General features: G+C 61.8%; 30 protein-coding genes. 12 read left to right on the forward strand and 18 right to left on the reverse strand.

All coding sequences use genetic code 11. The features are described 5' to 3' along the window. Positions 1–96 precede the first annotated feature (96 nt). Positions 97–1,074, reverse strand: coding sequence for an EAL and HDOD domain-containing protein (locus ACP7D4_RS11740; RefSeq protein ID WP_426102746.1), 978 nt, complete (start codon positions 1,072–1,074; stop codon positions 97–99). Between the two features lie 237 nt (positions 1,075–1,311). Here ACP7D4_RS11740 and ACP7D4_RS11745 point away from each other — a divergent pair, with 237 nt between their 5' ends. The 6 genes from ACP7D4_RS11745 to ACP7D4_RS11770 all read left to right on the forward strand — a co-directional run bounded on the left by ACP7D4_RS11745 (position 1,312) and on the right by ACP7D4_RS11770 (position 6,476). After that, on the forward strand, positions 1,312–2,013 hold the full coding sequence (locus tag ACP7D4_RS11745) for a pirin family protein (RefSeq protein WP_426209255.1): 702 nt from the start codon (positions 1,312–1,314) through the stop codon (positions 2,011–2,013). Between the two features lie 91 nt (positions 2,014–2,104). Then, complete coding sequence (ribA, locus tag ACP7D4_RS11750; RefSeq protein ID WP_426102742.1) at positions 2,105–2,749, forward strand: GTP cyclohydrolase II; 645 nt, start codon at positions 2,105–2,107, stop codon at positions 2,747–2,749. A 57-nt stretch (positions 2,750–2,806) separates the two neighbouring features. Then, positions 2,807–4,243, forward strand: a complete 1,437-nt coding sequence (locus ACP7D4_RS11755) for a S1 family peptidase (protein WP_426102740.1) — start codon at positions 2,807–2,809, stop codon at positions 4,241–4,243. Then, positions 4,240–5,211 carry an FHA domain-containing protein gene (locus tag ACP7D4_RS11760; protein WP_426102738.1) on the forward strand — a complete coding sequence of 324 codons (972 nt, stop codon included), beginning with the start codon at positions 4,240–4,242 and terminating at the stop codon, positions 5,209–5,211. Before ACP7D4_RS11755 ends, ACP7D4_RS11760 begins: the two co-directional genes overlap by 4 nt. 121 nt (positions 5,212–5,332) lie before the next feature. Next, positions 5,333–5,707 (forward strand): cupin domain-containing protein, encoded by a 375-nt coding sequence (locus ACP7D4_RS11765; RefSeq protein WP_426209257.1) that lies wholly within the window; start codon positions 5,333–5,335, stop codon positions 5,705–5,707. Positions 5,708–5,924: 217 nt separating this feature from the next. Then, complete coding sequence (locus tag ACP7D4_RS11770; RefSeq protein ID WP_426102734.1) at positions 5,925–6,476, forward strand: outer membrane beta-barrel protein; 552 nt, start codon at positions 5,925–5,927, stop codon at positions 6,474–6,476. A 107-nt stretch (positions 6,477–6,583) separates the two neighbouring features. On the opposite strand, the gene ACP7D4_RS11775 is transcribed toward ACP7D4_RS11770, so the two are convergent. After that, a complete protein-coding gene (locus ACP7D4_RS11775) occupies positions 6,584–6,865 on the reverse strand; it encodes a WGxxGxxG family protein (protein ID WP_426209259.1) in 282 nt (93 codons plus the stop codon). Positions 6,866–7,127: 262 nt separating this feature from the next. Here ACP7D4_RS11775 and ACP7D4_RS11780 point away from each other — a divergent pair, with 262 nt between their 5' ends. From ACP7D4_RS11780 to ACP7D4_RS11790, 3 genes are all read left to right on the forward strand, one after another. After that, positions 7,128–8,186 carry a sensor histidine kinase gene (locus ACP7D4_RS11780; protein ID WP_426102730.1) on the forward strand — a complete coding sequence of 353 codons (1,059 nt, stop codon included), beginning with the start codon at positions 7,128–7,130 and terminating at the stop codon, positions 8,184–8,186. Continuing rightward, the gene (locus ACP7D4_RS11785) at positions 8,174–8,887 is read left to right on the forward strand and encodes a LytR/AlgR family response regulator transcription factor (protein WP_426209260.1); all 714 of its coding nucleotides are present in this window, start codon (positions 8,174–8,176) and stop codon (positions 8,885–8,887) included. Before ACP7D4_RS11780 ends, ACP7D4_RS11785 begins: the two co-directional genes overlap by 13 nt. A 136-nt stretch (positions 8,888–9,023) precedes the next feature. Beyond that, on the forward strand, positions 9,024–10,232 hold the full coding sequence (locus ACP7D4_RS11790) for an acyltransferase family protein (RefSeq protein WP_426102726.1): 1,209 nt from the start codon (positions 9,024–9,026) through the stop codon (positions 10,230–10,232). Between the two features lie 144 nt (positions 10,233–10,376). Here ACP7D4_RS11790 and ACP7D4_RS11795 read toward each other — a convergent pair whose 3' ends face one another. Beyond that, a complete protein-coding gene (locus tag ACP7D4_RS11795; RefSeq protein WP_426209261.1) occupies positions 10,377–11,066 on the reverse strand; it encodes a phasin family protein in 690 nt (229 codons plus the stop codon). 360 nt (positions 11,067–11,426) lie between these two features. Continuing rightward, positions 11,427–11,858 carry a VOC family protein gene (locus ACP7D4_RS11800; RefSeq protein WP_426102722.1) on the reverse strand — a complete coding sequence of 144 codons (432 nt, stop codon included), beginning with the start codon at positions 11,856–11,858 and terminating at the stop codon, positions 11,427–11,429. 152 nt (positions 11,859–12,010) lie between these two features. On the opposite strand from ACP7D4_RS11800, the gene ACP7D4_RS11805 reads away from it, so the two are divergent. Together ACP7D4_RS11805 and ACP7D4_RS11810 are read left to right on the forward strand one after the other, a co-directional pair. Continuing rightward, positions 12,011–12,919, forward strand: coding sequence for an ABC transporter ATP-binding protein (locus ACP7D4_RS11805; protein ID WP_426209262.1), 909 nt, complete (start codon positions 12,011–12,013; stop codon positions 12,917–12,919). After that, a complete protein-coding gene (locus ACP7D4_RS11810) occupies positions 12,909–13,649 on the forward strand; it encodes an ABC transporter permease (protein WP_426102718.1) in 741 nt (246 codons plus the stop codon). The genes ACP7D4_RS11805 and ACP7D4_RS11810 overlap by 11 nt, the downstream gene beginning before the upstream one ends. Positions 13,650–13,660: 11 nt before the next feature. On the opposite strand, the gene ACP7D4_RS11815 is transcribed toward ACP7D4_RS11810, so the two are convergent. From ACP7D4_RS11815 to ACP7D4_RS11830, 4 genes are all read right to left on the reverse strand, one after another. After that, the gene (locus ACP7D4_RS11815; RefSeq protein WP_426102716.1) at positions 13,661–14,212 is read right to left on the reverse strand and encodes an NADPH-dependent FMN reductase; all 552 of its coding nucleotides are present in this window, start codon (positions 14,210–14,212) and stop codon (positions 13,661–13,663) included. A 102-nt stretch (positions 14,213–14,314) separates the two neighbouring features. Next, a complete protein-coding gene (locus tag ACP7D4_RS11820; RefSeq protein ID WP_426209263.1) occupies positions 14,315–14,623 on the reverse strand; it encodes a hypothetical protein in 309 nt (102 codons plus the stop codon). Between the two features lies 1 nt (position 14,624). Beyond that, positions 14,625–15,878, reverse strand: coding sequence for an MFS transporter (locus ACP7D4_RS11825; protein WP_426209265.1), 1,254 nt, complete (start codon positions 15,876–15,878; stop codon positions 14,625–14,627). Beyond that, positions 15,862–16,326: a MarR family winged helix-turn-helix transcriptional regulator gene (locus ACP7D4_RS11830; RefSeq protein ID WP_426102710.1), complete on the reverse strand. Its 465-nt coding sequence runs from the start codon at positions 16,324–16,326 to the stop codon at positions 15,862–15,864. The genes ACP7D4_RS11825 and ACP7D4_RS11830 overlap by 17 nt, the downstream gene beginning before the upstream one ends. A 140-nt stretch (positions 16,327–16,466) precedes the next feature. Here ACP7D4_RS11830 and ACP7D4_RS11835 point away from each other — a divergent pair, with 140 nt between their 5' ends. Next, positions 16,467–16,994, forward strand: a complete 528-nt coding sequence (locus ACP7D4_RS11835; protein ID WP_426209266.1) for a PaaI family thioesterase — start codon at positions 16,467–16,469, stop codon at positions 16,992–16,994. A 9-nt stretch (positions 16,995–17,003) separates the two neighbouring features. Here the strand turns inward: ACP7D4_RS11835 and ACP7D4_RS11840 are convergent, their stop codons facing one another. From ACP7D4_RS11840 to nuoL, 10 genes are all read right to left on the reverse strand, one after another. Continuing rightward, positions 17,004–17,690, reverse strand: coding sequence for a hypothetical protein (locus ACP7D4_RS11840; RefSeq protein ID WP_426102706.1), 687 nt, complete (start codon positions 17,688–17,690; stop codon positions 17,004–17,006). A gap of 45 nt (positions 17,691–17,735) precedes the next feature. Next, the gene (locus ACP7D4_RS11845; protein WP_426102704.1) at positions 17,736–18,674 is read right to left on the reverse strand and encodes an alpha/beta fold hydrolase; all 939 of its coding nucleotides are present in this window, start codon (positions 18,672–18,674) and stop codon (positions 17,736–17,738) included. Between the two features lie 91 nt (positions 18,675–18,765). Then, positions 18,766–19,281: a 2-C-methyl-D-erythritol 2,4-cyclodiphosphate synthase gene (gene ispF / locus ACP7D4_RS11850; RefSeq protein ID WP_426102702.1), complete on the reverse strand. Its 516-nt coding sequence runs from the start codon at positions 19,279–19,281 to the stop codon at positions 18,766–18,768. 23 nt (positions 19,282–19,304) lie between these two features. Next, complete coding sequence (gene ispD / locus ACP7D4_RS11855) at positions 19,305–20,012, reverse strand: 2-C-methyl-D-erythritol 4-phosphate cytidylyltransferase (RefSeq protein ID WP_426209268.1); 708 nt, start codon at positions 20,010–20,012, stop codon at positions 19,305–19,307. Between the two features lie 4 nt (positions 20,013–20,016). Next, complete coding sequence (locus ACP7D4_RS11860) at positions 20,017–20,709, reverse strand: hypothetical protein (RefSeq protein ID WP_426102698.1); 693 nt, start codon at positions 20,707–20,709, stop codon at positions 20,017–20,019. An 11-nt stretch (positions 20,710–20,720) separates the two neighbouring features. Further along, a complete protein-coding gene (locus tag ACP7D4_RS11865) occupies positions 20,721–21,275 on the reverse strand; it encodes an NUDIX domain-containing protein (RefSeq protein WP_426102696.1) in 555 nt (184 codons plus the stop codon). A gap of 20 nt (positions 21,276–21,295) precedes the next feature. Beyond that, positions 21,296–21,598: a DUF2818 family protein gene (locus ACP7D4_RS11870; protein ID WP_426102694.1), complete on the reverse strand. Its 303-nt coding sequence runs from the start codon at positions 21,596–21,598 to the stop codon at positions 21,296–21,298. Between the two features lie 10 nt (positions 21,599–21,608). Further along, positions 21,609–23,117 (reverse strand): NADH-quinone oxidoreductase subunit NuoN, encoded by a 1,509-nt coding sequence (gene nuoN / locus ACP7D4_RS11875; RefSeq protein WP_426209270.1) that lies wholly within the window; start codon positions 23,115–23,117, stop codon positions 21,609–21,611. A gap of 11 nt (positions 23,118–23,128) precedes the next feature. Next, positions 23,129–24,610, reverse strand: a complete 1,482-nt coding sequence (locus tag ACP7D4_RS11880) for an NADH-quinone oxidoreductase subunit M (RefSeq protein ID WP_426102690.1) — start codon at positions 24,608–24,610, stop codon at positions 23,129–23,131. A gap of 24 nt (positions 24,611–24,634) precedes the next feature. Next, positions 24,635–26,713 carry an NADH-quinone oxidoreductase subunit L gene (nuoL, locus tag ACP7D4_RS11885; protein ID WP_426209271.1) on the reverse strand — a complete coding sequence of 693 codons (2,079 nt, stop codon included), beginning with the start codon at positions 26,711–26,713 and terminating at the stop codon, positions 24,635–24,637. Between the last annotated feature and the right edge of the window lie 13 nt (positions 26,714–26,726).

Raw genomic sequence — 26,726 nt, forward strand, 5'->3', positions numbered from 1 at the left:
TCCATATTTCACCGCTTTTTTGGTCAATAGAACCACTATTGACCTTCAAAATCGTCGAAATCTGTCCTCGGCCAGCTGAATTTCCGGCTCGCCTCGTTAAGTCCGACAAGCTGCTAGCGCGCCAAGCATCCAGAGGTTGGCGTCGGTCGCCGCCGCGTTAAATTCCGCCACGCCCAGCCCCAATGCGGCGAGCTGGCCGGCGACGGCGGCATCGTCGCCCTCTTCAAACGCTTCGGACAGGCGCAGCATCAGGCCAAGCTCGCCCTTGTACTCGAGCAGCGCCTGGTGCACCGTGTCGCTCATCGACAGCGGCGCAAGCACCTCGGTCAGCGGCATGCCGAACAGGACGCCGAGCAGCGAAAACATGCCGATGATGAAAGCCTGGTCCTGGGTATGCTTGTCCAGGCCGCGCGCCTTGGCCAGTTGTTCGAGCAAACGCGCGCGCACTGCCACGCGCGCAAGCAGCATCCCGGAGCGAACATCGCCCTGGCGCGCCGCAAACAGCATCAGGTTGACCCAGCGCCGCAATTGCTGGCGCCCCAGGATCAGGATGGCCTGCGAAAAACTGGTGATGCGCCGCCCGGTGCCCATGCCGAGCGAATTGACCAGCCTTAGCAAGTGGTAGGACAGCGTGGGATCTTTGCGCAGCAGCGCTTCGATATCGTGGGTGTGGGCGTCGGCGGCGACCAGCTGCGCCAGTTGCAGCGACAAGGCGCGCGAGGCGGCCTGGGCGCCGGTGGCCTTGGGCGGCGCCGCCATGTACCAGTCGCCTTCAATGAGCAGCGTGCCTTGCGGGATGGCTTCCTGCAGCAGGCGCTTGTCCTCGCGCAGCAGCGTGCCGAGCACCAGCTGGTGCCAGCCGGCGGCGCTGAGCGCCTCGGCCAGCGGAACGGCCAGCGCCGTGCGGTAGTAGCACGGCATCCCGCCGCCAAGGGCGACAAAATCGGCGCTGTCGAACAGCGCCAGCACGTCAGCCGCGTTGCCCGGGCCGATATCCATCAACAGCGCGGCGGGCGCGCCGCTCTGGTTTGCCAATACGCGGAAAAACACCAACGGAGCCGAGGAAGTTGTCATTTTTTGTCGTAATGGTTCCCAATTGTTCCTATGGTACATCTAAATGTTTGCCAGCCACCGACGATTGCAATCCCGACAATTGCGCCCCCGAACCGCTACTATTTGTCATGTTCGATTTTTTCGATCATAGCTGATGAGATTCTCCGTTTTTCAATTGCGTGCAGTGCTTCTATACTGGCTACATCAGTCAGGCAAAAACATCGAAATTATTGCATCTCAACTTCATCGGAGCACATCATGCTGGAAGTCAGAAAAAGCGCAGAACGCGGCAATGCAAACCACGGCTGGCTGCAGTCGCAGCATACGTTTTCATTCGGCGACTACCACGATCCGCAACACGTCGGTTTCGGCCCGCTATTGGTCATCAACGAAGACCGGGTGGCGCCGGGCCAGGGTTTTGGCACGCACGGCCACCGCGACATGGAAATCATTTCCTACGTGCTGGAGGGCGCGCTGGAACACAAGGACAGCCTGGGCACCGGTTCCGTGCTCCATTACGGCGACGTGCAGCGCATGAGCGCAGGCTCGGGCGTACGCCACAGCGAATTTAACGGCTCGCAAAGCGAACCGGTGCATTTTTTGCAGATCTGGATCAAGCCGCACGTGACCGGCATTGCGCCCAGTTACGAGGAAAAGCATTTTGCGCCCCAGTCCAAGCAAGGACAGCTGCGCCTGGTGGCCTCGAGCGACGGGCGCGACGGTTCGGTGCTGATCCACCAGGATGCGGCCCTGTACGCGGCAATCCTGAACGGGGCCGACAGCGCCGAACACGCGCTCACGGCAGGGCGCACCGGCTACGTGCACGTGGTGCGCGGGCGCATCAACGTCAACGGCACCGCGCTGGAAGGGGGCGACGCGCTCAAGATCAGTGGCGAAAGCGCCATTCGCCTTAGCCAGGCCGAGGCGGCCGAAGTGCTGGTATTCGACCTGCCCTACTGATCAGACAGGCAGCTTTAGAGCCCGGCCCCCAACGGGAGGCCGGGTTTTCCGCTACACTTGGGGCTACAGCAATAGATTTGAGAACAGCACCATGCCGTCCGTCCCGCACCAAGATTTGTTGGATTACACCACCTCGTGCCTGCTCCCCACCCCGTGGGCGCAGTTCACGCTGCATGCGTTTGTGGAGCATGCCACCGGCAAGGAACACCTGGCCATGACGCTGGGCGAGATCGGCAATGGCGAACCGGTGCTGGCGCGCGTGCACTCCGAATGCCTGACCGGCGACGTACTCTTTTCACAACGTTGCGACTGCGGCGCCCAACTCGAGGGCGCCCTCAAGCGCATTGCCGACGAAGGCCGCGGCATCTTGCTGTACCTGCGCCAGGAAGGCCGCGGCATCGGGCTGGTGAACAAGATTCGCGCTTACCGCCTGCAGGAAGCCGGCGCCGACACGGTCGAAGCCAACGTCGCGCTCGGCTTTCATGCGGACGCACGCAATTACGAATTGTGCCAGCCCATGTTCGCCCAATTCGGCATCCGTTCGCTGCGCCTGATGACCAACAATCCCCGCAAGATCGAAGCGATGGAAAAACTGGGCGTGCGCGTGACCGAGCGCGTGCCGCTGCTGGTGAACCGCAATGCCTTCAACACGGGCTACCTTGACACCAAGGCCGCCAAGCTCGGCCACATGATGACGCCGCTGGCCGAGGCCGTCGCACAGGACGGCGAACTCTGATTGGTGCGGATACGGTAAGCTGGCGGCAAGACGAAGAATCATTTTGCCAAGGATTGCATGAAATTAATTCCGATTGCCGTGCTGATGTCGTGCCTGGCCGCCCATGGCGCGCACGCGGCGCAAAGCGCGCCCCCGGCTAAAGCCCCCGCCCCGATCAAACTTCCCGCGCCAGTGGCGCCGCCTGCCGCTGCCATCGCCGTACCGCCCACCGCAGCCGTGCCGCCTGCCACCGGTGCGGCGACCAGCGCCGCGATTGACGATGCCGCCCCGCTGCCGCCACCCTCGTCGGCTGCGCAAAAGCTGTATTCCGCCGCCAAGGGCGACCTTTTGCAAATCCGCATGCTGCTCAAGAACGGACGCAGCCAGTCTTCCGTGGGCTCGGGCTTCATGGTCGGCACCAGCAACCTGGTGCTGACCAACTACCACGTGGTGTCGCAAATGGCGATCGACCCGGACGTATATGTGGGCGAATTTGTCGACACCGACGGTAAAAGCGGCCCGGTGCAGCTGCTGGCCGTGGACGTGCTGCATGACCTGGCCGTGGTGCGCATCAACCGCGCCGGCACCGGCTTTTTCGAGGTGCCCGACAAGCCCGTCAAGCTGACGCAAGGCCAGTATCTGTACTCGCTGGGCAATCCGCTGGACCTGGGCTTTGCGATCTCCGAAGGCTCGTACAACGGCATCATCTCGCGCAGCTTTTACGACCAGCTGATGTTTACCGGCCCGATCAACTCGGGCATGAGCGGCGGCCCGAGCGTGACGGTGGACGGGGTGGTGGCCGGCGTAAACGTGTCGAAGCGGCGCGACGGGGAGCTGGTCAGCTTCCTGGTGCCGATCCGGTTTGCCCAGGAACTGCTGAAAAAGGTGGCCGCGCAGCCGGCCCCGCCCAAAGACTTCAATCCCCTGATCGGCCAGCAGTTGCTGGCGCATCAGCGCGCGATGATCGACCGCCTGCTCGACGCCCCGCTCGACCTGAAGATGATGGGACCGTACGTGGTGCCGGTGCGCGAGTCCGAGCAGGTGCGCTGCTGGGGGCGCTCGAATGTCAAGGCCGAAGCGACCTTCAATGCCGACACCATCGCCTGCGCGATGGAGTCGGCCATTTTCGTGTCGGAGTCGCAGCAGACCGGGCATGTCTCGATGACGCACCAGTACGTGCGTTCCACCAGCCTGGATGAATTGCGTTTTGCTGCGCTGGCCAGCACGCTGTTCAAGGCGGAAAATCTGGGCAACAACAAGGATGCGCGCCTGACCGGCCCGATGTGCACCGAAAGCTTCGTCAAGACCAAGACGCTGCCGCTGCGGGTGGTCAGTTGCGTGCGCGCGTATCGCAAGTTCGCGGGCCTGTACAACTTTACGTTGCTCACGGCCAGCACCGACGACGGCAGGGCCAATTTGCAAAGCCGGCTCGACGTCTCGGGCGTTTCGTACGAAAACGGTTTGCGCACCACGCGCGCGTTTCTCGATGCGCTGGGCCGCAGGGGCGCCAAATGAGCGCGCCCTACTTCATCGAAACGCTGGCGCGCAATGGCGACGTGCTGCACCGGCATCAGGTCAATACGCTGCCGATCCGGCTCGGACGCGGCTACGACAACGATTTTATTCTCGACGACGCCTTTGCCGCGCCGCGCCACGCCGTGATTGAAGCTGACGCCGACGGCGCCATCGTGCTGCGCGACCTGGGCAGCAAGAACGGCGTGATCCATCGGGGCAAGCGCCATGCGACGCTGGCGCTGACCGGCAACACCGTGGTGCGGATCGGCCACACCACGCTGCGCGTGCGCGCCGCCGATTTTGCCGTGGCGCCTGAAATGCTGGACCGCACGCGCCACGGCTGGGAAGGCGTGCTGCCGGGGCTGGTGGGCATGCTGATGATCGGCGCGGTGGCGCTGTTCATGGTGTGGATCAACGACACACAGGCGTTCCAGCTGGTGCGCTATATCCAGGCGCTGGCGTACGGCATTGGCGCGGGGCTGGTCTGGAGCGGCGCGTGGGCGTTCGCCAACCGCCTGTTCGGGCGCCACGCGCGGCTGGGGCGGCATTTGTTCATCTTTGGCTGCGGCGTGACGGCGCTGACCGCCTACAAGATCATTTCGAGCGCGACGGCGTATGCGTTTTCGCTCGAAGGGCTGACCCGTTACAGCTCGCACGCGGCGATCGCGATCGCCGCCGGCGTGGTGTTCTATCACCTGGGGACGGTCAAGCCGCATAACACGCGCCGCTTTGCGCTCGCGTGCGTGGTGCTCGCGCTGCTGGGGTCCGGTCTGAAACTGCTCAGTAACGAGCAGCGCACCGGCAGCCTGGCCGATGATCCGTATATGTCGGTGGTGCTGCAGCCATCGATGCGCGTGAGTCCCGATCACAGCGTCGACGAATTCATGGGCGACGTGACTGCGCTCAAGAAGAAGCTCGATGAGGAGCGGACCAAGAAGGTAAAAGATGATGAGAGCGGCGACGAGTAGCAGGATCAATTGAGACATAGCTTGCTTGCCGGAAGAGCGCAAACGCAGGTAGCGCACCGGCGCGGGCAGACCCGTCAATGACAGGGAAACCGTCATGGACCTTTCACGCGGGCGGTAAATAATGAAAGCTTCTGCTTCCGAACTCATGCGATTGCTTCCTGGCAAAGCCAGCGAACGTTGGCCTTCCGGCGCCCCGTTCATCGCAGCCATGGCGCACGGTTCAATGTCCGTCGAACTGTATGCGCCCATCGGCAGCGATCAGCAGACGCCGCACGAACAGGACGAACTCTACTTTATCCAGCATGGCAGCGGAACAATTGCCATTGGAGAATCCCAGTACGGCTTCGCTCCCGGGGACTGCTTTTTCGTCGGTGCCGGCGTGGAGCACCGTTTTACGGCGTTCACGCAGGACTTTTCGACGTGGGTTGTATTTGGGGGGCCGAAGGGTGGCGAGTCTGCTGCCGCCCTTCCAGAGTCCACCGATGGTTCCCGATGAATAGCGGCCTCGCCTGTCTTATGCCTGCCAAAGTCGGTGAAAGACGATCAGGGCGCAGACGCGTGTAAGAGATGGCGGCGCCGCGACCACAAGCTTGTCAGAACGGCAGCTCATACATTACCATTCGTCAATATCGCATTGGCATCCCGACTTTCCGTAGCAAGGCAAGCGCGGCAGGCTATATTTTTCGCGACTCACTGACTACTGAAGGTTTGCAATGAAGAAGATCCTGTTCGCAACGCTGGTTGCCGCTGCGACGGCAGCGCCTGCCGTCCACGCCGATCCATCCGCCTATGTCGGCCTGGCAGTCGGCGCCGGCAGCGGCAAGGTGACCATCAGGGACGGCTTGACGTCGCTTGACAGCAACAACAATCCGTTGCCCTTGAACGGTTATGTCGGCTACGCCTTCCACCCCAACTTTGCGGTCGAGGGCGGCATCACGTTTTTTGGCGAGTACACCTTTAACGGCGAGCCAACGGCGCTGTTTGGCATTTTTCACGCGGCCATCAAAGGCAGCATGAACTTGAACGATAAATGGCTGCTGACCGGCAAGGTCGGCGTGGCGCGGCAGCGCATGGTGGTTGACGTGCCGGGCAGCACCAGCTTTACGTTTGAATCGACCACGCCCTTGCTGGGCGTAGGGACGGAATATCGCTTCTCGGAGCGCTTTTCGGCAACGCTGGAATTGAACGACTATGGCACCAGCAACAAGCGCGAAGCGCGGATGCAAGTGCGCAACCTGGAAGCTGGCATCAAGTATCGCTTTTAGGCTGCCGGGCATTTCAACGATGCGCTGCGTGCAAGCGGAGGCGAAACGTCAGCGATGTCGTGTTCGCCCCCATCCGCCGTGTTCGATCAGGCCAACCGCGCTGTAGCTTAACGCTGCGGGCTCATGGTCGTGGTCAAGCGATGTTCTTCCGGTTTGCGGCGCAAGCCGAGCAGACCGGCGAGGCCGAGCAGGCCGATCCAGCCGAAATCACGATGCTTTTCTTCAACGCGCTCGGTCGTCGTGGTGGTCGGTGTCGCGGTCGAAGTGGCTGCCATATTGTTGGCCGTGGTCTCGGCAGGCGCCGTGTTCTGCGCCATGGCGGGAAGGGCGCATGCCGCGCTGAGGGCAACAGCGGCGAGGACTTGGCTAACGGTTTGAACTGGTTTCATCATGGCTCCTTGCAGGTTGTGGGGAAGTTATCGAGGGGCTCTTCGGGCAATCGAAGAAAACAAATCTTATGGCAGGCTCATGCGCTGCAAGGTAGGGCAAGGTATTGCGCCCATGTGGGAATTTGCCGACCAAATTATCGGCTGGAAATTGCGTGGGCGGCAGTGGCAGCCTGGCTCTGGCAACAGGTTCTGGCAGCAGATCGCAGCGGTACCGCTGGAAGCGGCTTCACCTTATAATCGGCAACCTTTACGATAGGCGCCCATGTCCATCCACCGAGGCAAACGCTTCTTCGCACTCGCCCTTCTGCTGTTCTGGGCAATGATGGTCGCGGTCGCGGTCCAGGATTACGCGCGCGACGAAGGCCACGCCTACTGGCAGCCGGTGCTGTGGGAAAGCTCGTCTTTTTTTGCCGGTACCTGCCTGCTCCTGATTCAGTATTACTTCACGCGCAGCCGCGATGACCTGATCAACCAGCCGGCGCGCTGGTTCAGCTTGCAGGCCATGTGGCTGCCGCTGTACTGGACTGCATTCGTCCCGATCGCCTTCGGCATCCGCCACGCCGTCTACGCCATGGCCGGCCAGCGCTACGAACATGAACCCTGGGGCGAGACCTTCGTCTACGAGTCGGCCAAGCTCACCGTTTTCATCATCCTGATCTACCTGGTGCGCTTCGGCGTCCTGTCGTACTTGCAGCTGCTCGAAGAAAAGCTACGCGTCGAAAAGGCCAATGCGCTGCTGCGCCAGGCCCAGCTTCAGCGCCTGGCCCAGCAGATGCAGCCGCACTTCCTGTTCAACGCGCTCAACACCATTTCGTCGCTGATGCATACCGACGTCGACCGGGCCGACGCGACGTTGATCCAGCTCGCCGACGTGCTGCGCACCACGCTTGACGTGAGCGACCTGCACGAGGCGCCTTTGGCGACCGAACTGCGCCTGGCGCAAGGTTACGCGCGCGTGATGCAGGAGCGCTATGCCGAGCGCGTGGCAATCGCCTGGCGCATCGAAGACGACACGCTCGCGTGCGTGCTGCCGGTCATGAGCATCCAGCCACTGCTGGAGAACATCTTCAAGCACACGGTGGAGCGGCGCCGCCAGCTGACCCACATTACCATCTCGGCCACTTGCACCGACGGCGTTCTGCTGGTGCGCCTGGACGACGACACGGGCGTGCTGACCCACGCTCCCGCCTCAAGCGGCATTGGCCTGTCCAACTTGCGCGAGCGCCTCTCGGTGCTGTACGGCGAGCGCGCCACGCTGGCGCTGACGCAGCTGGCGCCGGCAGGCGTGCGCGCCGAGATGCGGCTGCCATGCGGATCCTGATCGTCGACGACGAGCGCCCCGCGCGCGACAAGCTGCGCCGGCTGCTGGCGCAGGAAGCCGACGTCACGGCGCTGGCCGAAGCGCGCGACGGCGTCGAGGCGCTCGAGGAGGTCGCGGCCTTCAAGCCGGACGTGGCTTTCCTCGATATCCAGATGCCGGAAATCAGCGGGATCGAGCTGGCCGCCTCGCTGCCGGCGCCCGCGCCGCTGATCGTGTTCGCCACCGCCTTCGACCAGTACGCCATCAAGGCGTTCGACGCCAACGCCATCGACTATCTGCTCAAGCCCTACGACCAGGCCAGGCTGCAGCGCGCGCTCGAACGGGTGCGCCTGCGCCTGCGCGCGCCGCACAGCGTGCCGGCCTTTGACAGCGGCCACGCGGTGCGCCAGCTGCTCATTAGCGAGCGCGGCGTCACCCGCGTGATCAAGGTCGACCAGCTGCAATGGCTGGAGACGGCCGACAATTATGTCGTGCTGCACACCGGGGCCGAGGCGCCGCTGATGCGCCAGACGCTGGCCGGCCTGCTGGACAAACTCGGTCCGGGTTTTGTGCGCTGCCACCGGCGCGCGGCCGTGCAGCTGAACTGGATCGAGCGCGTCATTGCGCTGGACAAGGGCGATTGCGAACTGGTGCTGCGGGGCGGCGCGCGCGTGCCGTGCAGCCGCCAATACCGCGCCGGCGTCATCGAAAAACTTTCGTAGTCCGTCCGAGTAATCGACAAGGGCCAGAGCATCCGTTTCGCCTCACCGGCATCCCGGCTCGCCACATGTCGCTGGCCGGGCGCGCGCCGGCCTCTTACGCTGTAGCTGTCATCCACATCTTCAGCGAGGTCTTTTCATGAATCCGAACAGCCGCTTGTATTTCCTTGACTGGGTACGCATTCTCGCCTTCCTGGTCTTGATTCTGTACCACGTGGGCATGTACTACGTGACCTGGGACTGGCACGTCAAGAGCGCTTTCGCCAGCGACGTGGCCGAGCCGTTCATGATGCTGTCCTCGCCATGGCGTCTTGGCCTGCTGTTTCTGATCTCGGGCGTGGCGGCCAGCTTCATGCTGGCCAAGGTTGGCGCGGCGCGCTTCATGCGCCAGCGCAGCGTGCGCCTGCTGGTGCCGCTGGTGTTCGGCATGTTCGTGATCGTGCCGCCGCAGGCGTATTTTGAACTGGTGGAAAAGGTCGCCTACAACGCCAGCTATAGCCAATTCATGCACCTGTACATGACGACCAATGGCGACTTTTGCCGCAGCACCGAATGCCTTCGCCTGCCGACCTGGAACCATCTGTGGTTCGTCGCCTACCTGTGGGTCTATACACTGGTGCTGGGCGCGATCGTGCTGGCGCTCGGACCGCGTTTTGACGCTGTCGCGCGCAAGGTCGTCGCCGCGCTGGCCGGCTGGAAGCTGATCGTGTTGCCGGTGGCGGTGCTGGGCATGGCGCGCATCGCATTGCTGTCGCGGTTTCCCGCTACCCACGACCTGACGGGGGACTGGTACAACCATGCGACTTATCTGCCGTTGTTTATCCTGGGCGCCATGCTGGGCCGCTCTGGCGCAGCGTGGCAGCGCTTTGACGATGCACGCTGGATTGCGCTGGGGCTAGCTTGTGCCAGCTGGGCCGCGTTGATCGTGTTCTACTCGCTGCCCGACAATCCCGCGCTGCACGCGGCCATTGAGACCTGGCGCATGGCGATGCGCGTGGTCTACATGCTGTGCGCGTGGAGCGCGATCATGGCCGCATGCGGGTTTGCCCAACGTCACCTGAACCGGGATAATGCAAGCCGCGTTTATTTGACCGAGGCCGTATTCCCGGTCTACATCCTGCACCAGACGCTGATCGTCTCGATCGCGCACCTGATCAAACCGGCCAAGGTAGCGCCGGGGCCGGAAGCCCTGATCTTGATTGTCTTGACGATCACGATCAGCTTCGGCGTCTTTGAGCTGGTGCGGCGAGTGGGATGGTTGCGGCCGTTTTTCGGGCTGGGACGGCCCGTCGCGGCACCTGAATTGGTCGCGGTCGGCGCGAAGGGCTGGCAACGGCAGTTTTCTTGAGCAAGCCGCTTTTCTTGAGCAAATGACGCTTCTTGAGCAAACAACGCTCTTGAGCAAACGATGAAAAGCCCGCCACAGCGAACCGTTGGCGGGCCTGGAACTCAGGCGGCAAGCACCTGAGCTACGGGAATGCTACAGAGGAAATTACGACGGCTTGCCAGTTGCGCCGCTCTTGCCGCTGGTCGAAGCGCTGCTGCCGATGTTTGCGCCGCTGCCATGCAAGCCGCTGCCGCTCAGATCGCTCTGGCTGCCGCCGGTCGAGCTGCCCTGGCTACTGGCGCCTTGCGAACCAGATTGCGAACCACCTTGCGAGCTGCCGCTCTGGCCGCTCTGCATACTGGCGCCGCCACGGATATCACCATTGCCGCGCTGCGAACCGTTTTGTGCAAACGGGTCACTGAATTTGCGCATGGTTTCTTGCTGGTTGCGCATATTGCGTTCGGTTTCCTCGGTTGCGACACGCTGCACTTCATCGGCCAGCGCACGTGCGGTGCGGCTGGTTTCCTGAACGTGCTGCTCGGTGACGCGAGCGAGCTGGACTTGCGCATCGGCTGCAACGCGCGAGATGTGCTGCTGGTACGCGCGCAGCTTGTCGGTTGCTGGCTGGGCGCGCGATGCTGCTGCGCTGATGACGTCGGTCTGGCGGTCAGCCGTCAGCATTTGCTGCCCGGTCTGGGTGGCTTCTTCCAGCATGGTCTGGGTCAGCTGGATATTCAGGTCGCACAGTTGCTGGAACGACTGGAACAGCGACTTGGACATGTCGTTGATGAACGACATTTGTGCATCGAGATGCGAACGCACAGCAGGAGTAACGGATTGTGAGAATGGATACATGTGCACCTCTATGTGAAAAATTCATGGAAAAGGAATGCGGCTCCGAGACAACTGGGCTGGTTGCCAATATGTTGTCTCGCCGCTGCAAGAAGTGGTGAACACCTGACTGTCGTTGATTTCTGCGAACCCGACAGCACGTCTTCAGCACAAGTAGCAAGGCTAGGTTAGTGAGCGTCCGCGCCTTTGATCTGGATCAATCGTGTTTAAGTCGTCAACACGACTTTTCCCATCTTGGCACGCTTATGTTGCAGCGCAATAAAATGAGGCGGTGTTTTTTCCCGGAGGACTCAGAATGCTTGCCTCTGTGGACGATGGTGCAATGCAACAAAAAATGCTGTAGGTCAAGTGCTTTCGAGCGATTTAGACACCACGGAAAGTTCCATGGCGGTCCGCCGGCGGACCTTTCAATTCGACCGTATTACCTTCAGGATCGTGCAGATAGAGGGAAGGGCCCTGCCCTTCGGCGCCGTAGCGCGTCTCCACGGGGCCGGCCGCAACGCCATGGTGGGCGAGGTGGGCGTGGATGGCGACCGCATCGAAAGCTTCCACGCGAAAACAAAAATGATCGACGTTACGCCCTTGCGCACCTGGGGCAGCACCGCCAATGCTGCCAAGCTTGCCACCCACGGGCACCAAGTCGACCAAGGAAGTGCCGGCACGCAACTGAACCAGGCCGACAGCGTCGTCGCGCCGCTCAAGGATGCAGCCCAGCACCGAACAATAAAAGTGCATCATCGCGTCCAGATTGATGACACGCAGCACGATATGGTCGATGTGGCGGAGCTTGAACACGGCAGTAGGCCCACTTGCGCAAAATATCATCATAGCGTGATTGCCACATTTCGACAGTTGGGCGCTGAAAAAACGCATCCTGTCGCTTGGCGCAAGATTGAGCCAAGGCACGCCGCTAATATTGACTAATTAAAACAGATCCAAGGTAAATCATGATTTCCCACGTCATCCAGATGAGCGGGGTGTGCAAGGCCTTCGGCAAGCACCAAGTGATTGACGGACTCAGCCTGGCGGTGCCCGAGCACAGCATTTTTGCTTTCCTGGGCAACAACGGTGAAGGCAAGTCGACGGTGATTCGGATGATCACCGGCCTGTTGCGGGCCGACCGCGGCGACATCGACGTGCTGGGCATGGACGTGCGCACAGAGCGCCGCGCCATCCTGAGCCAGATCGGCGCCATTGTCGACGCGCCCAGCCTGTACCCCAACTTGAATGCCGACGAATTCCTGCGCATTGGCTGCATCATCAAGGACTTGGCGCCAACCGAGGTGGGGCGGGTGCTGGAACTGGTCAAGCTCGAGAAAACCCGCGGGCGCTTGATCGGCAAGTTCTCGTTGGGAATGAAGCAGCGCCTGGCGATCGCCCACGCCCTGCTGGGCTCGCCTCGCCTGCTGATCATGGACGAGCCGACCAACGGCCTCGATCCCGAAGGCACGCTCGACATTCGCACCTTGCTCAAGTCGCTGCCGGCCGTCAACGGTACCAGCATTTTTATCTCCAGCCACAACTTGGCGGAAATCGAAAAGACGGCCACCCATGTGGCGCTGCTCAAGGGCGGCACCGTGCGTTTCCAGGCGCCAATCGACGACTTGCTGGCGCAGCAGACGGGCGCGCTGGCGATCGACGTGGGCGACATTGCGCGCGCGCACCAGTTGCTCTCCGGCGCCGCCTACCAGGTCGAACGCACCGAAGGCGGGCAGTTGCGGGTGTCAGGCGTGGAGCGGCACCATGCCGACCGCGTGCACGCGCTGCTGGTGCATGCGGGGATACGGCTGTACCAGTCGGTGTATCACACGCCGTCGCTTGAACAATGGTTTTTGGGGGAGCACCATGTTTCGTAAGCTCGTTGCGGTAGAACTGCTCAAGATCCGGCGCTCGCTGGCGCTATTGATGATGTTCGTCATCCCGCTGGTGGTGGTGCTGCTGAACTTCGCCATGCTCGTCAAGCGCCACGACATCGCGCAGATCGATGCCAGGCAGTGGTTCTTTTACTGGACCGGCATTACGGGTTCGTGGTCGTACTTCATGATGCCGCTGTATATGGCCTTGATCACCGGTTTGCTCAACGGCCAGGAACACAAGAACCAGACCTGGCGCCTGATGCTCACGTTGCCGTTGTTGCAGTTGCAGCTGTTTGTCGTCAAGGGCATCCTGGCCTGGTTGTTCGTGGTGGGTTCGACGCTGGTGCTACTGGGCGCCACGCTGCTCACGGTCGGCGGCCTGCTGCTGGCGGGGGCGCCCATGGACGGCGCCTTGTCGATCGAGCTGCTGACCATCTTGGGCAAGGTGGCGCTGACCTGCATCCCGGTACTGGTGTTCCAGCACGCGATCAGCTGGCGTTTCCAGAACCTGGTGCTGCCGCTGGCGGTAGGCGTGGTCGCCACCATGGGGGCGCAGCAGATCGGCAGCTCCACTTACTGGGTCTGGTATCCATGGTCGTATCCGATCATGGCGATGCTGGGTAGCGATCCGGCCAAGCAGCAGCACGCGATGATGCTCGCCGCAGTGGTCGGCGCGGCGCTGCTGGCCGTCTCGGCCATTCTGCTGGGGCGGCGCGAAGTGGAGAATTGACGGGAAGCGAACTAGTCCGCGTGGCGTTCGACCCAGGTGGCAAAGGCGTCGATGAACTTTTGCAAAAAGGGGCGCGTATGTTCGTCGGTCAGCTCGTCGCCGGTGAACAGTTTGTCGGCCTTGGCAAGGTAAGCTTCGGGCTGCTGCATGGCTGGCATGTTCAAGAACACCAGGCACTGGCGCAAGTGGTGGTTGGCGCCAAAGCCGCCGGAGGCGCCCGGCGACGCGCTCACTACCGCGCATGGTTTGCCTTCCCACGCGCTCTGGCCATAGGGGCGCGAGCCGACATCGATCGCGTTTTTCAGTACCCCGGGCATGGAGCGGTTGTATTCCGGGGTGCAGAACAGGACGCCGTCGAACTGGCGAATCTTGTCGCGAAATTCCACGTAGGTGGCCGGGGGCGCAGCGTCATCGTCCTGGTTGTAGAGCGCGAGCTGGCCGATCTCGACGATCTCCATGTCCAGCTGGGGCGGCGCGAGCAGCATCAACGTCTTGGCAACCTTGCGGTTGAACGACTCCGTGCGCAAGCTGCCCACAATCACAGCGATTTTTCTCGTAGCCATAGCGTTCCTCTCAGAAATTAGTCGGTGTATCGCAGCGTATCGCCCCAAATAGTAGCATTTTCACACCACAGCGCCGTTCCGCTGGAACACCCTACCCGCCTGCTATATTCGGCCGCGCCGGAATTCACCCAGGAATTTTTTGGCCTGGGCAGGCGTCAGCACGAGCACCGGATCGGCGTGATACACGTACAGGAACGGCGTGCCGCCCAGCCGGTCGGTCAGCTTGGCCGACACCAGGAAACGCGTGCCCGCCGGGTACACGCTGGCGTCGACCAGGCGGCGCGAACACTGCACGGCCAGGCTGGGCGCGAACGCTTGCCCCGCCATCGGGCGAATCCGCAGCAGGCCGCTGCGCTGGTCGATGAACGATTCAACCGCCACGTCGCGGTAGGCGTAAAGATCGCGCGCCATGTCACGCCTTGGCCGCGAGCGCCGGTCCGCGCGCCACGGGCGCCTCGCGGATCGGCAGGTTGATCAGCGCGGCAGCCAGCGCGAGCACGATGTCGGCGTACCACATCCAGGTGTAGTCGCCGTAGGTGACGAACGACAGGCCGCCCAGCCACGCGCCGAAAAACGCGCCGGTCTGGTGTGACAGCAGCGTCAGGCCAAACAGCGTGGAGAGGTAGCGTACGCCGAACAGCTTGCCCACCAGCCCGGCGGTCGGCGGCACCGTGGCAAGCCAGGTAAAGCCAAGCGCGCCGGCGAACACGTAAAACGTCATCGGCGTCTTGGGCGCGAGCAGGTACGCGCCGATGATCAGCGCGCGGTTCGCATACAGCAATGCCAGCAGGGTCTTCATGCGGTAGCGCGACGACAAGGCGCCCATCGACAGGCTGCCCGCGATATTGAATAGCCCGATCAGCGCCAGCGCCATGGCCGACACGCTCGGCGACAAATTGCACAGCGCGACTTCGCCCGGCAGGTGCGTGACCAGAAAGGCGATATGAAAGCCGCAGGTAAAAAAGCCGGCGTGCAGGAACAGGTAGCTGGGGTCCTTGAGCGCGATTTTTATTTGCGCGCCAAGGCCGATGCCGGGTGCTTCGACCGGTTTGAGCGAGGCCGCAGGACCGGCCTTGGCCAGCCCCGCCGACTTGCGCAGCGGCCAGGCCAGCGGAATGGTCAGCAGCGTGGCCGCCGCCATGGTCAGCATGGCCATGACCCAGCCCGCCCCGCCGATGATGGCTTGCATCAGCGGCGCGAACACGAACTGCCCGAACGAGCCGCCGGCGTTGATGAAGCCCGATGCAAAGGCGCGCCGCTCGGCCGGCAGGCGCTGCGCGGTGGCCCCGATCAGGATCGAAAACGAGCCGGCGCCCGCCCCCGCCGCGCTCAGGATGCCCATGCACAGGATCAGCCCCCACTGCGAGCTGACGAAGGGCGTGAGCGCCGTGCCGATGGCCAGCATGAAGGCGCCCAGGATGATGACCTTGGCCGAACCCCACTTGTCGGCCACGGCGCCGAACACGGGCTGCACGGCACCCCAGACAAACTGCCCGATCGCCATCGCAAAGCTGATCCTGGCAATCCCAAGCCCGGTCGAGGTGTTAATCGGGGACATGAACAAACCCGTGGTCAGGCGCGCGCCCATGGTGATCATCAGGATCGCGGCGGCCGCCAGGATCAGCATCCAGGCCGCGCGCGGCGTCATGTCATTGTGCGTGTTCATGGCTTGCATCCTCGAGCAAAGGGGTCAGTTGGATCATGGTGGTTTCCAGTTGCTGGTGCAGCGCGCGTACGGCGTCGCGCCCCATCCGCGTTTCAAATTCGGTTTGCGCGCGGCGCCAGGCGATGTAGGCGCGCTTGAGCATCTGGCGCCCGGAGCCGGTGATGGTGACGATGCGCTGGCGGCTGTCGGCCCCGCTCTTGAGCTCGACCCAGCCCGCGTCCAGCAGCGGCCTGAGATTGCGCGTAAGCGTGGTGCGATCAAGCCCGAGGATGTCGGCAAGTTCGGCCACCGGCAGAGCGGCGCGCGCGGCGTTTACCAGCAGGCTGTATTGGGTAGTCTTCAGACCGACCGTGGCCATGTGCTGGTCATACAGGCGCGACATGGCGCGCGTGAGTTTACGCAGTTTGAAGCAGGTGCAGCCAAGCGGCTTTTCGATCAGGTCAGTCATGGATGTCTTCAGATAGGTGCAAGGACACGCAGTTGCAATCCATATAGGTGCAATTACACATGTTCGCTGAAATGGATTATAGTGCATCTACACGCTTTGTGTACTTTGCTGTTAACCCGATCAAAAAAAAGGACGCGCTTATGGAAAACACAGATAAACGCCAGCAATGGCTGGACGAGGCGGCGGCGACGCGCGCAGTGCTGGCCGCACCCGGCGTTGCGGCCCGCGACGAGCTGAAAAACCGCAGCGGCATCGAGTTCCTCGGCGCGATCGGCAACGGCACCCTGCCGCCCGCCCCCATTGCCGAACTGCTGGGCATCACGCCGATTTCGGTGGCGCCGGGCGTGACGGTATTTCAGGGCTCGCCCACGCTGGCGCACTACAATCCGAGCGGCGTGGTGCATGGCGGGTATGCCGCTTCCCTGCTCGACACGGCGGTCGGCTGCGCGATCCACACGCTGCTCCCGGCCGGCAAAGGCTATACGACGCTGGAACTGAAGGTGAACTATATCCGCGCGATGACCGACAAGACCGGCCCGGTGCGGGCGGAAGGAAAAGTGGTCAACCTCGGCGCCCAGGTAGGCATTGCCGAGGGTCGGATCACGGACGCGAACGGCAAGCTGTACGCGTTTGCGACGACCACGTGCCTGGTGTTCGATATCGCCTGAGCGCGTTCGCTAGCGCGTAGCGGCGCCCTTGAGTTCGTGCGCACTTTCAATGAACTGGTACTCGCGCTTTTTGTTGAGCGCGATGAGCAGCGTCCACCCTCCCCTGACCGCCTTGTTGTAAAACTCGGCCCGGTAGCAGGCAGCATAGCGCCCCTCGAAAAAACTCGCATGCTGACGGCACTCGAGCGCGGGCGCCTGCGAAATCGAGGCCACGCCCAGGGGCGAGTTGCCGAAGTCGATCGCCGGCTTGCCATCCTTGCGCGCTTTCTGCTCGTCCTTCAAGAAGGCCAGGCCGGCGGTTTCCACGCGCGCCTTGATGGCGAACGCGTTGGGCAGAGGGACGTTATCGGACAGGAAAAAGTAATCCTTGCCCGGATAGCTTTGCTTGCCGTAGTCGATCGCCGGACACTTTTTGTCGGCCAGCGACTTGCCCACGCCAGTCCTCATCTTGCCGATCTGGACATCAGCCTTGTTGGCGTCCACGCCGAACTCGTACAACACGCACATCTCGGTGCCGCCGCTGTCGGGCGCGGTCAGCACTTGCGAACCCTCGGCCGGCGACGAACACTTTCTCAGTGTCGCCCCCAGCGGCAAGTTGACCTTGGATTTTTTGGCGGGGTCGGCGTACAGCGTCGTCATGTACGGCCTCATTTCGCATTCAAGCGGGGCGACATCGACGGGGGTGGCGGCTAGCATGGCAATTCCTCAGGTTGAATGGCGGCGGTCAGAAGCCGATATTGTTCATCGTTCGCGCCCGATTGTCAAAAGCGGCGAGGCGCGAAACGCCAGGTAGTCCTTGGCCGTTTGCTCGGGCGCTTCGGCCATCGGCAAGTGCCCGATGCCCTCCATGATGATGACGCGCGAATTGGGGAACAACTGGCGGAACGATTCTGCGCCGGCCGGGTTGAGGATCTGGTCTTCGGCGCCCCACACGATTAACGCCGGCGTGTCCATCGGCTTGAATGTTTGCTCAAGCAGGGGCGACTCGGCCATGTGTTTCATGATGCGCGTGTGCAGCTCCAAGTCGGCCACCGCGCGCCGGCCCAGCGTCTGGCGCACAAAGCCGGGCAGGAACGGCGCCTTGTGGGTCGTGGCGCGGATCGTTTCGTTGAAGTCGCTGACCTTCTCCACCAGCAGCGGATTCTTGCCGGTCTTTTGGTAGTTGAGCAGCATGGCTGAACTGTGGGAAGCGACGGTGCCCCCCGGGTCGAGCAGCCACAGGCTGGCAACCATATGGCCATACGGCGCGGCGAACTGCGCGGCGATGAAGCCGCCCATCGAATTGCCACCCATGTGCAAGCGCGTGATGCCAAGCTCGGTGACCAGGCCGTGGATGCGACCGACCTGCTCGGCCATGGTATAGCTGGCCTTGAGGTTGCGGGAGGCGTCGCCAAAGCCGGGCAAGTCCGGAATGATCACGCGGTAGTGCGGCGTGAGAAAGCGCGCGATGCGGGTGAAGTTGTCCTTGTCGCCGCCAAAGCCGTGAATGAGCAGCAGGACCTCGCCCTTGCCGCCTTCAAGGTAAGGCATGTCGAAGCCGTCGACGTGCGCACGTTTCAGTTCGAGGCCGCCGATGCGCCGTTCGAACCAGAGCCCGAGCGCGGTCAGTTCGGCTGGCGCCACCAGCAAGGCGAGCATGATGACGGCAATGGCCGCCACAATCACGTACATGAAGATCATTCGGCATTCCCGATCGTTAGCAAGCGATCATCATACCGAATGATACGGCTGTAGTGGGCGTTATCGCTTTGCTATTCCCGGGTGCGCCGAACTACGCGGCCGGTGTTTTGATCAGCATGCAGATCGCCTCGGCCGCCATGCCTTCTTCGCGGCCAAGATAACCGAGCTTCTCGTTGGTCTTGGCCTTGATGTTGATTTGCTGGGGCGAGACGCCGACGTCTTCGGCGACGCGGGAGACCATCTGCGCGATGTGCGGCGCCATCTTGGGCGACTGCGCGATGATGGTGGCGTCGATATTGCCGATCGTGTAACCGGTCGCCACCACGCGGTGCGCCACTTCACGCAGCAAGGTGCGCGAGTCGGCCCCGGCGAACATGGGATCGGTGTCGGGGAAGTGCTTGCCGATGTCGCCCAGCCCGGCCGCGCCGAGCATGGAGTCGATGATCGCGTGCAGCAGCACGTCGGCGTCGGAGTGGCCGAACAGGCCAGTCTTGTGGGGAATCGTCACGCCGCCGATGACCAGCTTGCGGCCCTCGACGAGGGCGTGGCAGTCGTAGCCGGTCCCGATGCGAAACGGGGGTGCGAGGTTATAGGAAGCCAGAGCCATAATATATGTTCACAATAGTCAGGTTAAGGCGCGGCCAGGTACATCTCGGCGATCCGGATGTCGGCGGGCAGCGTCACTTTCAAATTACGGGGATGTCCTTCGACCAGCATGGGCGAGGCGCCCATTGCTTCGACCGCACTGGCGTCATCGGTAATGATGCTGGCGTCGGTGGCCGCTGCAAGCGCGTCGCGCAGCAGCCGGTAGCGGAACATTTGCGGGGTCTGCGCAAGCCACAAGCCGTCCCGCGGTATTGTGGAAACGGCGGAGACAGCGCTGCCTTCGCGCTTGACGGTATCAACCACCGGCAGCGCGAGCAGGCCGCCAACGGCGTGCCCGCCAACGCTAATAATGAGTTTTTCAATCAGCGCCGCGTTCAAGCCAGGCCGCGCGGCGTCGTGCACCAGCACCCAGTCCTGCGCGTCGAGGGTCCCGCCGAGCAGGTGCAGCGCGTTTTGCACCGAGGCGAGCCGCGAGGCGCCGCCGCAGCGTAGCACGGTTACGCGGGCGCTGGCGTCAATGCCAGAGACGAGCGCGTCGATGTACGGGTCCGCCGCGCTGACGACCACGTAGACGTGGGCGACGAGCGGGCTGGCCAGAAAGGCGTCGATGGTGTGCCGCAGCATGGGTTTGCCGGCGATGGGCAGATACTGTTTAGGCCCGTCGGCCGCCATTCGCGCGCCGACGCCGGCGGCCGGAATCAGGGCAACGTAGTTGGGCGCTTGCTGGGTCATTGATTTATCTTCTCGTTTTTTGGGCCGGTCCGATAAGGGACTGTACCTCACCTTGGCAAACTCTGCTCAGTCGCGCATATTCTTGCGGCGAATCGATGAGCGCCTGTTTTTCTTCGACCTTGATCAGCTCGCGTTTCATGTAGGGCATCCAACCGGTGTCGACCTCGCGCTGCAGCGCCGCGCGCGCCTGGCCGGAACGCGCGTACAGCGGCTTGTTATCGAAACGGTCCGACAACGCCTTGCGTACCACTGACTCCACTTTCGGCAAATGGTCAAGATAGGTCTTGAGATGGCGCATCTCATGAGCAAGAATTTCATCATATGCGCAGGTTCCCGGCGAAAACTCTCTGCCGATGTAAATCACGATCGGAATGTAGTACAGCGACACGCCGATGCGCGGCGAAATGCACTCGTAGCCGGACAGCGGATCTTGCAAGATGCTGCCGTTCAGGTCGATCTCGAGGCGCGACTGGGTGCGCGTCAGTCCCAGCACATAGGCGTTGGCCGGTGCGCCGCCCTTGAGCGCAGTAAGCGCGCGAAAGGACTTTGAATTGTCGATCGAATACCCATTTTCCTGGGTCGACATCACCGTCACGGCCCGGGCCATGGTGTCTTCGCAGCGCACCTGGAACAGCGTGCGCGAGGCGTGCGCCAGGTTCGCGCAGCACAGCATGACCAACAACAGGATCGCTCTCATGGCGCTGTGATTCAGCTTTGCCACGCGCCGGCTGCGATCTTCTCTAACCAGAAGGCGCCGATGATGGTCTTGACGTCGGTGATGGCGCCGCTGCGCACCATGGCCAGCATTTCGGGCACGGTAGCGGTGAAAGTCTCGAGGAACTCGCCCTCGTCGAGCTTGGCCTCGCCGGCGGTCAAGCCGCGCGCGACGAACAGGTCGAGGTGCTCGTCCGAGTAGGCGATGGCATTGTGGATGGTGCACAGGAACTGCCAGTTGCTGGCGGTGTAGCCGGTTTCTTCCTGCAGTTCGCGCTTGGCGCAGGTGAGCGTGGATTCGCCCGGGTCGATTTTACCGGCCGGGAACTCGATGAAGACGCGCCCGAGCGGGTAGCGGAACTGGCGTTCGAGCAGCACGCGGCCGTCGTCGAACAGCGCCAGGATCACGACGGCGCCGGGGTGCTTGATATATTCGCGCATGCCGACCGAATCGTCAGGCAGGCTGACACGGTCGCTGGTGACCTTCAGGAATGGGCCGTCATAGACCACACTGCCGTCAATACGGGTTTCTTCAAGCTGTGAATCCATGCTGCCAACTCCCGGTTCGTTTAAGCGTGTTGCTTGCGCAGGTAGCGATAGACGAAGCCGGGAAACCCGAGCACGACAAAGAGAGGCACCGTGATCATGTAGAACTCCCTGACCTGGGTGAAGACATTGCCGATCCGGGCTTCGAGCGCATACGCGACCGCACCAGTGGCAAAGTATAGAACAAGCAGCTCAAGCACGCGCGTCCACGCGTGCTTCCTGCCTTTGAGCGCAATGATGCCAAACAGAGCTTCAGTCACATACGGCAGGTTGGCGAACACCAGTGCAAGCGCGATCACCAACCAGCTTGAGATTGACACATCCATCAAATATCCATCAACTGGCGAGCGTCTTGAGCATCGCGTTCGAGCAGGCCGCCAGCAACGGACCGGCGTAAATACCCAGCACCACGATGGCGATGCCGTTGGCGGTCAAGGTGGCGCGCATGTCAAACGGTACGGCCAGCGGCACCGTATCGAGCGGTTCGTCGAACCACATGACCTTGACCACGCGCAGGTAGTAGAACGCGCCGATCAGCGAGAACATCACCGCCACCACGGTCAGCCACACGGCACCGGTATTGAGCACCGATTGCAGCACTGCGAACTTGGCGGCAAAGCCCATCATCGGCGGCACGCCGGCCAGCGAAAACAGCAGGATCGACATCACGGTCGCAAACCACGGGCTGCGCTTGGACAGGCCCTTGAAGTCGGCGAGTTCTTCCGCTTCAAAACCGGAGCGCGCCAGCAGCATGATCAAGCCGAAGGTGCCAAGCGTAGTCAAGACATAGGTAATAATGTAATACATCGCCGAGCTGTAGGCGGCAGAGGCCATCGCCAGCGACGGGTCTTCACGCCCTGCTACCACGCCCGACATCAGGCCAAGCAAAACAAATCCTACTTGCGCGATGGTCGAATAGGCCAGCATGCGTTTCAGGTTGGTCTGCGCGATGGCAGTCAGGTTGCCGATCGCCAGCGACAGCACGGCCAACACCATCAGCATCGGCTGCCATTTGATCGCGAGCGGGAACAGTCCTTCGGCGAGCAGGCGAATACAGATGGCGAAAGCGGCAATCTTTGGCGCAGCGCCCAGCAACAGCGTCACGGCCGTTGGCGAACCCTGGTAGACGTCCGGAACCCACATGTGAAACGGTACGGCTCCCAGCTTGAAGGCAAGGCCGGCAACCACGAATACGATACCGAAGACGAGAACGGTCCCGTTGGCGCGTGGATCGGTGGCGATGAACTTCGCGATTTCGCCGATGTCGAGCGAACCGGTCGCGCCGTACAGCATCGAGATGCCATACAACAGGAAGCCGGAAGCGAGCGCGCCGAGGATGAAGTACTTCATCGCAGCTTCGGTCGACACCGCATGGTCGCGGCGCAGCGCCACCAGCGCATACAGCGACAGCGACATCAGTTCCAGGCCCAGGTACACGATCAGCATGTTGTTGGCCGAGATCATGATCATCTGACCGAGCAGCGCGAACAGCGCCAGCACGTAGAATTCGCCGCCCAGGTTACCGGACACCATGCCGCGCTGCCCCACGTACTGGCGCGAGTAAATCAGCGTCATGGCCACAGCCAGATAGGTGAACATCTTGAGCAGGTTCGACATCGGATCCGAGACGAACATGTTGTAGAAGGTGTAGACCGTGGTGCCGGCGGCGTAGTCGCCCCAGCTCAGGTACGCGCAGCCGGCCAGCGTGGCCAGCGAGAGCACATAGGTCAGCGTGCGGCGCGACTCCGACAGGAACATGTCGATCAGCAGGATCGCCGAGGCGGCGACCAGCAGGAAGATTTCGGCGTAAACCGGGACCAGATTTGGATTGATAATTTCGTTCATAGTCTGTTTTATTACCGCAGTTTCGACACTTTGACGTGTGCGATCAAGTCAGCAACCGAAGTTTGCATCGTATCGGTGAATGGCGCCGGGTAAAGGCCCATTGCGATCACAGCGATCGCCAGGATTCCCAGCATCAGGAATTCGCGCTTGTTCAAGTCGACCAGTGCGGCGACGTTCTTGTTGGCGATGGCGCCGAACACCACGCGCTTGACCATCCACAGCGAGTAAGCCGCGCCAAAGATCAATGCCGTGGCAGCCAGCATGCCGATCCAGAAGTTGTACTGGACCGCGCCCAAAATCACCATGAATTCGCCGACAAAACCGGACGTCGCAGGCAAGCCGCAGTTCGCCATCGAGAACAGCACGATGAAGGCTGCGAACTTCGGCATGGTGTTGACCACCCCGCCGTAGTCGGCGATTTCGCGCGAGTGCATGCGGTCATACAGTACGCCGATGCAAAGGAACATTGCGCCGGAAATGAAGCCGTGAGAAATCATCTGCACGATGCCACCCGAGACGGACATCTGGTTGAACATGAAAAAGCCCAGCGTCACAAAACCCATATGCGCGATCGACGAATAGGCGACCAGTTTTTTCATGTCTTTCTGGACCAGTGCGACCAGGCCGACGTAGATCACCGCGATCAAGGACAGCGTGATGATGAAAGGGGCCATCGCGATCGATGCATCCGGCGTGATAGGCAGCGAAAACCGCAGAAAGCCGTACGCGCCCAGTTTCAGCATGATCGCGGCCAGCACGGCCGAGCCGCCCGTTGGCGCTTCGACGTGGACGTCCGGCAGCCAGGTGTGGACCGGGAACATCGGCACCTTGACGGCAAATGCCGCCAGGAAAGCCAGGAAAATAAAGGTCTGTTCGCGCGAGGTCAACGCCAGCTTGTGCCAGTCGAGAATATTGAAGCTGCCCGAGGCGTTGTACAGGTAGATGATGGCCACTAACGTCAGCAAGGAACCCAGGAAGGTGTACAAGAAGAACTTGAACGACGCGTACACGCGGTTCGAGCCGCCCCAGATGCCGATGATGATGAACATCGGGATCAAGGTCGCTTCAAAGAAGAAGTAGAACAGCAGGCCGTCCATGGCGCTGAACACGCCGATCATCAAGCCCGACAGGATCAGGAACGCACCCATGTACTGGGCCACGCGCTTTTCGATTACTTCCCAGGCCGAGATCACGACGATCACGGTGATGAAGGCGGTCAGCGGCACGAACCACAGCGACAAGCCGTCCACTGCCAGGCGGTACCAGATATCGAACTGGCCGATCCACGGCGCTTCTTCGGCAAACTGCATGCCGTGCGCGGCGTTGTCGAAGTTTTGCAGCAGCGGAAGCGTGATGGCAAAGCTGACGATGGCGCCAGCCAAGGCGAGCCAGCGCGAGAGGCCAGGATTGTCATCGCGGCCAATAAACAAAATCAGTGCGCCGAAGATGATCGGGAGCCAGATCGCCAGGCTCAGATACGGGAGAGAATTCATGTTGTCGTTATCTTTGCGGTCTTGTTAAGCGTGCCAGAACGGGAGGAAGTACATCAGTGCGCCGAGCACGCCGATGATCATCACGAACGCGTAATGGTAGATATAGCCGGTCTGGCCGCCGCGGATGATGGACGACATCCAGCCGACCACTTTGGCGCTGCCGTTGACGATGACGCCATCGATCAGGCCCTTGTCGCCCACGTTCCACAGGCCGCCGCCGAGCAGGCGCGCGCCGCCGGCGAACACCACGTCGTTGAACTTGTCCATGTAGTACTTGTTGTCCAGCAGCGTGTGGACCGCCTTGAACTTGGCATAGAACCATGCCGGCACGCGCGGGTTGACCATGTAGCAGTAGTAGGCCGAGCCTACGCCGGCCAGCATCAACCAGAACGGCGCCGTCATCAAGGCGTGGGTTGCCATGCCCAGCCAGCCGTCCACTTCATGGAACTCGTGCGCCAGCTCTTTCATCGCTTCGTGGTTTTCGGCCACGGTGATGACGCCCTTGAAGAAGTCCCCGTGCAGCATCGGGCCGATCGTCATGGCGCCGATGATCACCGACGGGATGGCCAGCAGGATCAGTGGCAGCGTGACCACCAGCGGCGACTCGTGCGGCTTCTGGCCCGGGGCGAGGCCGTGGTGCGCGTGGTCGTCATGGTCATGAGCGTCTTCTTCATTGTGCGCGTCCGAGTCATGGCCGTGGCTATGGTCATCCGTGTGCGCTTTTCCGAAACGCTCTTCGCCGTGGAACACCAGGAAGTACATGCGGAACGAGTAGAAGGCAGTGACGAATACGCCGGCCAGTACCGCAAAGTTGGCAAAGCCTGCGCCCCAGATATGGGTTGCGTGCACCGCTTCAATGATGCTGTCCTTCGAATAGAAACCCGAGAAGAACGGGGTGCCGATCAGCGCCAGGGAGCCAAGCAGCGCGGTGATCCAGGTGATCGGCATGTACTTGCGCAGGCCGCCCATGTTGCGGATGTCCTGGTCGTGGTGCATGCCGATGATGACGGAACCGGCGCCCAGGAACAGCAGCGCCTTGAAGAAGGCGTGCGTCATCAGGTGGAACACGGCGACCGAGTAGGCGGACGAACCCAGCGCCACCGTCATGTAGCCCAGCTGCGAGAGCGTCGAGTAAGCAACCACGCGCTTGATGTCGTTCTGGATGATGCCCAAAAAGCCCATGAAAAGTGCGGTGATCGAACCGATGACCAGCACGAACGACAGCGCCGTGTCGGACAATTCAAACAGCGGCGACATGCGCGCCACCATGAAGATACCTGCCGTGACCATGGTCGCGGCGTGGATCAGTGCGGAAATCGGAGTCGGGCCTTCCATCGAATCAGGCAGCCAGACGTGCAGCGGAAACTGGGCCGACTTGCCCATCGCGCCAATGAACAGGCAAATGCAGGCAACCGTCAGCAGCATCCAGTCGGTGCCCGGCAAGAGCAGCGCGGCCAGTTCGGTCTTCTTGGCGAACACTTCCTGGTAGTTCATGGTACCGGCAAACGCCAGCAGCAGGCCGATACCAAGGATGAAGCCAAAGTCGCCCACGCGGTTCACCAGGAAAGCTTTCATGTTCGCGAAGATCGCGGTAGGACGGGTGTACCAGAAGCCGATCAGCAGGTACGACACCAGGCCCACTGCTTCCCAGCCGAAGAACAGTTGCAGGAAGTTGTTCGCCATGACCAGCATCAGCATCGAGAACGTGAACAGCGAGATATAGGCAAAGAAGCGGTTGTAGCCCGGGTCTTCGGCCATGTAGCCGATGGTGTAGATGTGCACCATGAGCGAGACGAAGCTGACCACGCACATCATCATCGCCGACAGCGCATCGATCTGGAAGCCGACTTCCATTTTCAGGGGGCCGACCGTCATCCAGTTGTAAATGGTGCCGTTGAACCAGCCGCCGCTATTGACATCCATGAGCGTGATCACGGACAGCACCAGGGCAATGAGCACGCCCGCGATCGTCACCGTATGCGACGTCTTGCGCCCGACCATATCGCCAAAGAACTTCGTACCGAACAAGCCTGCAATCACTGCGCCGGCCAGCGGCGCAAGGGGAATTGCAAGCAGGAGGTTAGGGTTGAGAGTACCCGCCATGTTGAACCTTAAT

It is taken from the genome of Massilia sp. TWP1-3-3, assembly GCF_049897805.1.
In the GTDB taxonomy this organism is placed as follows: domain Bacteria; phylum Pseudomonadota; class Gammaproteobacteria; order Burkholderiales; family Burkholderiaceae_D; genus Telluria_A.

Excerpts from the sequence above, each read along its gene's own strand:
- ACP7D4_RS11740 (WP_426102746.1), bottom strand. The coding sequence starts at position 1,074 with ATGACAACTTCCTCGGCTCCGTTGGTGTTTTTCCGCGTATTGGCAAAC.
- ACP7D4_RS11745 (WP_426209255.1), top strand. The coding sequence starts at position 1,312 with ATGCTGGAAGTCAGAAAAAGCGCAGAACGCGGCAATGCAAACCACGGC.
- ribA (WP_426102742.1), top strand. The coding sequence starts at position 2,105 with ATGCCGTCCGTCCCGCACCAAGATTTGTTGGATTACACCACCTCGTGC.
- ACP7D4_RS11755 (WP_426102740.1), top strand. The coding sequence starts at position 2,807 with ATGAAATTAATTCCGATTGCCGTGCTGATGTCGTGCCTGGCCGCCCAT.
- ACP7D4_RS11760 (WP_426102738.1), top strand. The coding sequence starts at position 4,240 with ATGAGCGCGCCCTACTTCATCGAAACGCTGGCGCGCAATGGCGACGTG.
- ACP7D4_RS11765 (WP_426209257.1), top strand. The coding sequence starts at position 5,333 with ATGAAAGCTTCTGCTTCCGAACTCATGCGATTGCTTCCTGGCAAAGCC.
- ACP7D4_RS11770 (WP_426102734.1), top strand. The coding sequence starts at position 5,925 with ATGAAGAAGATCCTGTTCGCAACGCTGGTTGCCGCTGCGACGGCAGCG.
- ACP7D4_RS11775 (WP_426209259.1), bottom strand. The coding sequence starts at position 6,865 with ATGAAACCAGTTCAAACCGTTAGCCAAGTCCTCGCCGCTGTTGCCCTC.
- ACP7D4_RS11780 (WP_426102730.1), top strand. The coding sequence starts at position 7,128 with ATGTCCATCCACCGAGGCAAACGCTTCTTCGCACTCGCCCTTCTGCTG.
- ACP7D4_RS11785 (WP_426209260.1), top strand. The coding sequence starts at position 8,174 with ATGCGGATCCTGATCGTCGACGACGAGCGCCCCGCGCGCGACAAGCTG.
- ACP7D4_RS11790 (WP_426102726.1), top strand. The coding sequence starts at position 9,024 with ATGAATCCGAACAGCCGCTTGTATTTCCTTGACTGGGTACGCATTCTC.
- ACP7D4_RS11795 (WP_426209261.1), bottom strand. The coding sequence starts at position 11,066 with ATGTATCCATTCTCACAATCCGTTACTCCTGCTGTGCGTTCGCATCTC.
- ACP7D4_RS11805 (WP_426209262.1), top strand. The coding sequence starts at position 12,011 with ATGATTTCCCACGTCATCCAGATGAGCGGGGTGTGCAAGGCCTTCGGC.
- ACP7D4_RS11810 (WP_426102718.1), top strand. The coding sequence starts at position 12,909 with ATGTTTCGTAAGCTCGTTGCGGTAGAACTGCTCAAGATCCGGCGCTCG.
- ACP7D4_RS11815 (WP_426102716.1), bottom strand. The coding sequence starts at position 14,212 with ATGGCTACGAGAAAAATCGCTGTGATTGTGGGCAGCTTGCGCACGGAG.
- ACP7D4_RS11820 (WP_426209263.1), bottom strand. The coding sequence starts at position 14,623 with ATGGCGCGCGATCTTTACGCCTACCGCGACGTGGCGGTTGAATCGTTC.
- ACP7D4_RS11825 (WP_426209265.1), bottom strand. The coding sequence starts at position 15,878 with ATGAACACGCACAATGACATGACGCCGCGCGCGGCCTGGATGCTGATC.
- ACP7D4_RS11830 (WP_426102710.1), bottom strand. The coding sequence starts at position 16,326 with ATGACTGACCTGATCGAAAAGCCGCTTGGCTGCACCTGCTTCAAACTG.
- ACP7D4_RS11835 (WP_426209266.1), top strand. The coding sequence starts at position 16,467 with ATGGAAAACACAGATAAACGCCAGCAATGGCTGGACGAGGCGGCGGCG.
- ACP7D4_RS11840 (WP_426102706.1), bottom strand. The coding sequence starts at position 17,690 with ATGCTAGCCGCCACCCCCGTCGATGTCGCCCCGCTTGAATGCGAAATG.
- ACP7D4_RS11845 (WP_426102704.1), bottom strand. The coding sequence starts at position 18,674 with ATGATCTTCATGTACGTGATTGTGGCGGCCATTGCCGTCATCATGCTC.
- ispF (WP_426102702.1), bottom strand. The coding sequence starts at position 19,281 with ATGGCTCTGGCTTCCTATAACCTCGCACCCCCGTTTCGCATCGGGACC.
- ispD (WP_426209268.1), bottom strand. The coding sequence starts at position 20,012 with ATGACCCAGCAAGCGCCCAACTACGTTGCCCTGATTCCGGCCGCCGGC.
- ACP7D4_RS11860 (WP_426102698.1), bottom strand. The coding sequence starts at position 20,709 with ATGAGAGCGATCCTGTTGTTGGTCATGCTGTGCTGCGCGAACCTGGCG.
- ACP7D4_RS11865 (WP_426102696.1), bottom strand. The coding sequence starts at position 21,275 with ATGGATTCACAGCTTGAAGAAACCCGTATTGACGGCAGTGTGGTCTAT.
- ACP7D4_RS11870 (WP_426102694.1), bottom strand. The coding sequence starts at position 21,598 with ATGGATGTGTCAATCTCAAGCTGGTTGGTGATCGCGCTTGCACTGGTG.
- nuoN (WP_426209270.1), bottom strand. The coding sequence starts at position 23,117 with ATGAACGAAATTATCAATCCAAATCTGGTCCCGGTTTACGCCGAAATC.
- ACP7D4_RS11880 (WP_426102690.1), bottom strand. The coding sequence starts at position 24,610 with ATGAATTCTCTCCCGTATCTGAGCCTGGCGATCTGGCTCCCGATCATC.
- nuoL (WP_426209271.1), bottom strand. The coding sequence starts at position 26,713 with ATGGCGGGTACTCTCAACCCTAACCTCCTGCTTGCAATTCCCCTTGCG.